The organism is Intestinibacter sp., from assembly GCF_034113885.1.
GTDB lineage: Bacteria > Bacillota > Clostridia > Peptostreptococcales > Peptostreptococcaceae > Intestinibacter.
Genome location: NZ_JAXEWM010000184.1, coordinates 1 through 6,678, shown reverse-complemented (window position 1 = coordinate 6,678; position 6,678 = coordinate 1). Strand labels below are relative to the sequence as shown.

Annotated in this window: 5 protein-coding genes; 3 read left to right on the top strand and 2 right to left on the bottom strand. The window is 30.1% G+C overall.

Features of this window, described 5'->3' with window-relative positions; translation table 11 throughout:
• Positions 1 to 261 precede the first annotated feature (261 nt).
• Positions 262 to 609, bottom strand: coding sequence for a hypothetical protein (locus tag SPD90_RS11585; RefSeq protein ID WP_320925334.1), 348 nt, complete (start codon positions 607 to 609; stop codon positions 262 to 264).
• Positions 610 to 1,017: 408 nt separating this feature from the next.
• Between SPD90_RS11585 and SPD90_RS11580 the strand changes: the two genes are divergently transcribed.
• Both SPD90_RS11580 and SPD90_RS11575 read left to right on the top strand, forming a co-directional pair.
• On the top strand, positions 1,018 to 1,827 hold the full coding sequence (locus tag SPD90_RS11580) for a hypothetical protein (protein WP_320925333.1): 810 nt from the start codon (positions 1,018 to 1,020) through the stop codon (positions 1,825 to 1,827).
• 55 nt (positions 1,828 to 1,882) lie between these two features.
• Positions 1,883 to 2,689 (top strand): hypothetical protein, encoded by an 807-nt coding sequence (locus SPD90_RS11575; RefSeq protein WP_320925332.1) that lies wholly within the window; start codon positions 1,883 to 1,885, stop codon positions 2,687 to 2,689.
• A gap of 67 nt (positions 2,690 to 2,756) precedes the next feature.
• Here the strand turns inward: SPD90_RS11575 and SPD90_RS11570 are convergent, their stop codons facing one another.
• Positions 2,757 to 4,043: a hypothetical protein gene (locus tag SPD90_RS11570; RefSeq protein ID WP_320925331.1), complete on the bottom strand. Its 1,287-nt coding sequence runs from the start codon at positions 4,041 to 4,043 to the stop codon at positions 2,757 to 2,759.
• Between the two features lie 217 nt (positions 4,044 to 4,260).
• Between SPD90_RS11570 and SPD90_RS11565 the strand changes: the two genes are divergently transcribed.
• The coding region (locus SPD90_RS11565; RefSeq protein WP_320925330.1) for a protein kinase domain-containing protein at positions 4,261 to 6,678 on the top strand (2,418 nt) is incomplete at its 3' end.

Sequence of the window (6,678 nt, the reverse complement as noted above, 5' to 3'; positions counted from 1 at the left end):
TGTTTATTCACCATATAAGAATGGTTCGACAACTATAAATAAATTATTAAATAGTTAATAAAATTGATTAATAAATATTAAATAAAATTAGGGAATGTAGTGAAATAATTTTTATTTATTTTACTATATTCCCTTTTGTTTAAATATGTTTTTTATTTTCTATATTCTTAGATATAAATAATTCTTGGATTAGATTAAATTGAAATTTATCAAAATAACTATAGTTCACAATAGCAATAAATTACATATTAAAAATTTATACTAAACTCCAAAATGTATCATATACTTTTGTCTCTCAATAGCATCTTGTATTTTATTAGATAAATCAACTAAATGATCATCTGTATATATTCTTTTATCTGAAACAACAATATCTTGAAAAGCAGATAAAGACTCCGGTGGAATCAAAGTAACACCATATCTAGCTAAGCCATAAGCTGGTCTATCTAAATTATGAAAGTATGTTTTAATCAATATTAACTTTTTCCACCAATCATTTATATACAAATCATCATCAATGAAAACACAATTATACTTTTCTGGTTCATATTCTGAATAGTCTTTGTTTTGTTCAATATTTTCAATTATTCCAAATTCAGTTTTTATCATAGCGCATCACCTTAGAAGTTTTTATTTATATGATATCAAAAAAATAAGAAAATGTAAGCCAGATAGAAAAACATTTATCTGACTCTAAATAAATATAGTAAAAAAAATTTACTTACACATCATACGTTTAAATTTTTTCATAAAATAATTCTCCTCTTGTACGTTTATTTTTAAATTATATCTTAAATAATTTACAGAAGTATTAAATTTTATTTAACCTTTTATACAATTCTAAATGTGAAAAAAACAAAGGATAATGCAGAGATAGTTATATTCTATGATGAGTTGAATTTAGAGAACCACCGCAATATGATAGATTGCTTTACGATAGATTTGAGTTTTTGTTAGAAAATTATATTATAATAAATGTAAGGAAATTTAATTGTTATAATGAGGTGAAAGGATAATATGGATTTAGATTATTTGTTATCTATGCTAGATAGTAAGGATACGTCAAAGGGATTTGAGGCACTTAAAGAATTAGAAATTATTTCAGAAAGTAGAAATGTATTGTATCTTTATATAGACAAGTTTATCGATATGGTAAAAAGCAAAAAATATGTCATCAGAGTTCGTGGATTTAGGTTATTTTGCAAGCAGGCAAGATGGGATGTAGATAATGTAATAAATCAAAACATTGAAGAGGTTTTATCTATTTTAAACGATGATAAGCCTACTGCTGTGAGACAGGCGTTGAGTGCATTGAAGGATGTTGTATTATATAAAAGTGAGCTTGTAGATATAATAAAAGAGCGTGTTTTGGCTATTGATTATTATAAATATAAGGAAACTATGCATAGTCTAATTGCTAAGGATATAAGAGAGTTGGTGGAAGTTATGGACAAAATGAAATACGTAGAAGAGTTTAAAGCTTGGGTGGAAAAGTATTTAGTCGATTTACCAGAGGATACAGTTGCTATTAATTTTAACTTGTATGAAAGAGAGGAAGTTTACAGCGTTCAGTTAATTGCTGCTGATGCATTTGATGAAAAAGATGAGGACTGGGCATGCGAGGAAATATTCTCTACAGAGGATGATTTATTTGTTATACCGATGGCCGAAGATATAGAAGACTTGGAGGATGCCTTGGTTTATATAAAAGGCTTGATCGAGGAATATTTGAAAATAAGTAGTTATAAGTCAATTTTAAAAAATTTACAAGGAATAGGAGTAGGATTTGTAGATGGGAATGTCGAATTATTAAGTTTAGATAATTAGAATAATATTTAATGGCAAGAATATATTTATAAAGATAAATGGGGGAATGGTTAAAATGAAGCTATTAAAGAAATTGGGTGTAATGTTATTAACTACAGCTTTAGCTATAGGAAGTATATTTGTCAGCAATACTAAAAATTCGTATGCAGAAACTTCTTATAAAAAACAAATTTATCTAAATACAGTCTATAGATATGATATAGATGGAGATGGAGATAAAGATCGTATTGAAGTTTATTCATCAGGAAAAAAATTATTATTACAAGTAAATAGTTGCGTTAAAATATTAGACTCTGAATATTTTCCAGAAGAATTTGATTATGATGTAAAAATTTATGATTTTAATAAAAATGATAAGAGCTCAGAAATTGTTTTGACAAGTTGTGGTTATGGTTCATGGAATACTAGAATATTAAAATTTAAAAATAGTACATGTAAGTTAAACAAATGCTATTATGATGCGCAAATAAGTAGCTATACATCTAGTAATGGTATGATTACACTTGAAGAATGCGATTGGGGTAGATATAATAAATTTGCCAATGCGATAGGATGTTTTTCTTGCTATGACAAGGTAAGAATAAATGGATATAATGCATATAATCAATATACTGCTAATACAACTAGCTATATAAGAAAAAATAAATATATTGCTTCAAAGGATTTGACTGCGTATACATCAACTAGTGGAACTAAAAAGGCATTTACTATTAAAAAAGGCAGTTCTGCTTATATTTACGCTTTATATCAAAATGGTAGCAAGCGATATATAAAGGTTAAAAATAAATATGGAAAATATGGATATGTAAAAGTTGGAACATCTCTACTATTTAAAAAGAGTTCATGTGTATGGTGGAGATAGGTTTTAATTAGACGATAATTTTTATGAGGTATAGGCATTTATAAATATGCTTATACCTCAATTTTATTTAATTTTCGTCGTCTAATGCACAGACATCATCTATAATACTTCTAAAAACATCGAGTGGATTGTCACATTTAGCGCAGTACAAGAATAGCCAATCGTATGGATTTCCAACGTAAAGAGGTCCCATACCAGATGAATCTAGTATATCGTTCATTTGATCTTTGAAATCGTCAAAGAAATCGATGCATTCATCATCATCTGCTTCATTGGCATCGAAGCAAAATGCATAAAACTCAAGCAATATAAGTATTTTTCTCATTGCTTCAAAAGAGATAGCTTCTTTATTTGCATCTGATATAGTTTTTTTAGAAGGAAAATTGCTCTTTATTATTTTAAGTAATTTTGCGTTCTTAGCGAAAGAATATTTACTTTTGCCATTTTTGCCTACAGGTAAAAATGAGCCGTATATAACATAAAGCATAAAATCTACAGATGCAATGTCCATATTTGTAGTGAGTTCAGATAAATTGTTTTTATAGAAATCTTGGACTACAAGGCCGCATTTTTTTAAGTCATCGTGTTCTCTGTTGGTTTTAACTTTTGATAATCTATCTAAAACCTCTTTATCTTCCTTTTTTCCTTGAATTCTATTCAATAAATTTGTGTATTCTTTAATTGCAGTCACGTTGTATCTGTTAAATGCGTTTTTATTATCTAATACATATCTGATTAATTCTTCTTCTGTTGTGAAGACGTCTGCTTTTTCACGTATTGAATTTGTATAAACTAATTCGCTTGAAGCTTCAGCAGAATCTTCTGCTAGTAGATTTTTCACCTTTTTTATTAATTCTTCTGCATAAGTGAAGCTTTTTTTGTTTTTTATACAGAAATAGTAAACTAGCTCGTCTATATTTTTTACGTTAAAAGTTCTATCAAAATAAATTTTATTGAAGAAATCAGTAGTTTCTTCAACGTCTAGATCCATCGCAAAACAAAGCTTGAATATAATTTTTCTACTTGAGTCCTTTACATCAGGTCTTTTTTCACCAGAGAAGTGGTATTCCAAAGTCTTTTTAGAAATTGAAATATTTTTTTCCTTCATTTTTTTTAGTAAAAATGTTACTCTCTGTTTAATGCATTTTTCTTTACTTAGCCCATCTTCTTCAACATAGCCGTGTTTTTTTATAAACTCAGTCAATCCTTCATCAAATGTCCTGAAATTTTCAGCCGTATTTAGATAATCGATTATATCCCCGTAATCGTCATCATCGCTATCGTAGTGAGTGTCCCAAAACTCGTCTATCTTTTGTTTAGTAAAATCCCCAGGAACTTCATATCTATCCCTCATAGTATTTCCTCCCAAATAAATTTATCTTATTTATATAATCATACCATTTTTTGCTATATAATTAAATCAAATAGTTGGAAATAAAAATATTAATTACAAATTAAAGAATTCACTTGGTAAAATTTAATTAAATAAAAAGCAAACGAGCTTGTTGGGAGGGAGGTGTCTGCCATATTTGATTTGCGAAAGGCTGCAAATTTGATATGACAGGAGTAAAATGAGGCAAGCATTGAAAATAGGAGAAAAATTAAGATTAAGTGTAAATGAGAATGAACAACCTACTTACGAATATACGATAAAAGGTATAACAGGATTTGGAGCTAGTTGTATAGTTTACGAGGCTTATTATCTTGATTCTGTGGGGATTGAGCATTTAGTTAGGCTGAAGGAATTTTATCCTGCATATATGGAGATAGACAGAAATGAGGATTTGAACTTAGTTGTCAAAGAGGATCACAGAGAGGATTTTGAGAAATCGTGGGATTTGTTTCGCGAGGCTTATGAGAAGAATACCTTGTTTCAAAGTAATTTAGATACATTGAACAGTACAGGTAATGCGCAAAACCTTTTATTTGGAAACAACACCATGTATATGGTTGTAAATTACAACAACGGGATTTCCTACGACAAGGTAGAGGGAGAAAATTTACAGGACATATTTCAAATAGGGCTAGCACTTACGAAAACGATAGGAATGTATCACAAATACGGATATGTTCACCTAGATATAAAGCCAGAAAATATATTGAAGCTACCTGAGACTAATGAACTCATAATATTATTTGACTTTGGAAGCGTGGAGTCGATAAAGGATATAAAATCAGGAAAAGTGAACAGAGTATCCTATTCTGAAAACTGGGCAGCTCCAGAACATTTACAGCATAAAGTTAAAAAAATATGTGAGGCTACAGATATATATTCAATTGGAGCAGTTATTTTCTCTAAAATAATGGGCAGAATCCCAGATGTGGACGACAGGAAGGTTTTTGCAGATTGGAAATTTGACTTGAAGAATCCTCTGTTTGAAGGGGTAAATCCTAAAGTTTTCAGATATATAAAGACTTTGTTCAAGAAGACCTTGTCGTCATCTGTGAATAAGAGATATAAAAATGCAGACGAGTTAATCGAGATTTTGGAGAAATTAGTGTTGTTGTCATCACCAAATGAGGTTTATTTTAAATCTAATTTTGATCAAAATGACAACGTGTTTATAGGAAGAGAAGAAGAAATGGCGCTTATTCACGACAAGCTAAAAAATGAGACAGACACAGTTTTTCTACATGGATTTGGAGGGATAGGAAAAAGCGTGTTAGCCAAGCAGTACGCATTTTTATATAAAAAGGACTACGATGTGGTAATATTTGCAAGCTACTTGACTTCATTATTTGACTTAGTCGTAAACGACAGAGAGATTCCAATCGCCAATTTCAAGAGGGCAGAGGACGAAAAAGACGAGGATTATTTTAACAGAAAGCTAGAAAAAATCTGCAAGCTATCAGACGATAGAACCTTGATAATTGTGGATAACTTCGATGTCGACGAAGACGAAAAGCTAGAAGATCTGATAAACTCAGGCTGCAAATTTATTATCACGACTAGAAATGATTTTACAGACTACAATTACCATCAAATAGAAATAGAAGAATTTAAGGATATAGCTGACTTACAGGCGTTATTTTATAGCTACAACAAGATAGATTATTCAGAAGACGACAGAAAAATAATAGACGATATAATTGAAATCGTAGACAGACATACTATGACAGTCGAATTAATCGCCAAACAGCTTAGAACCAGTGAAATAGAGCCGATAATTTTATACGACAAGTTAAAAAGTCTAGAAGGAATAACCAGCGCCAACAAGGACAAAGTAAAGCTAAGAAAAGATAAAAAGCTAAACAACAAATCGATTATGATGCACCTAGAAGTAGTGTTTAACACTGCAAAATTAAGCGACTTCGAAAAATATATCCTTATGAATATGTCGCTAATTGCAAACGTGAAAATCGACAAGCTAGAATTTATGAAGTGGTGCGATATAGGCGATGAAGAGGGTATAAATTCGCTAATCGACAAGGGCTGGATGGAATTTAGAGATGATAGAATTTCTCTACATCAAATAATAATAGATCTTATATACAACAAATTAAAACCAGATGCTGCTGTTTGCAAGCCAATTACAAGTCATATGACAGAAATGGCGACTATGAGAATTAAAAATAATATCCAAAAGAGAAATCAATATATAAAGCTAATTGGAATATTTGCAGATAGAATTAGTGGATGCACAGTCGAACTTGCTAAATTCTACAATGAATTTGCAGAGCTGTTATCCAGTCGTTCTAAGAAGGACTGCTTTAATTACTACGATAAAGCTGTGGATATTTACGAAGAACTTGATATGATAGGTGATGAGCTTGCTGAGGTTTGTTTTAATATTGGAACATCTTTCGTAAAAGTAGTAGCAAATTCATGGGGTGAATGGAGAAGTATATTTGATGATGATGACGATTTAGATAGGGCTTTAGACAATGTGATATATTTCTTTGACAAAAGTATAGAAATAAAAGCAAATAAAAACGGATATAAAAGTTTAGAGGTTGCAGATGAATATATAGAAATTGCCACAGTTATG

Bases quoted from the DNA above. Each gene is read 5' to 3' on its own strand.
- SPD90_RS11585 (WP_320925334.1), bottom strand. From the start codon at position 609: ATGATAAAAACTGAATTTGGAATAATTGAAAATATTGAACAAAACAAA.
- SPD90_RS11580 (WP_320925333.1), top strand. From the start codon at position 1,018: ATGGATTTAGATTATTTGTTATCTATGCTAGATAGTAAGGATACGTCA.
- SPD90_RS11575 (WP_320925332.1), top strand. From the start codon at position 1,883: ATGAAGCTATTAAAGAAATTGGGTGTAATGTTATTAACTACAGCTTTA.
- SPD90_RS11570 (WP_320925331.1), bottom strand. From the start codon at position 4,043: ATGAGGGATAGATATGAAGTTCCTGGGGATTTTACTAAACAAAAGATA.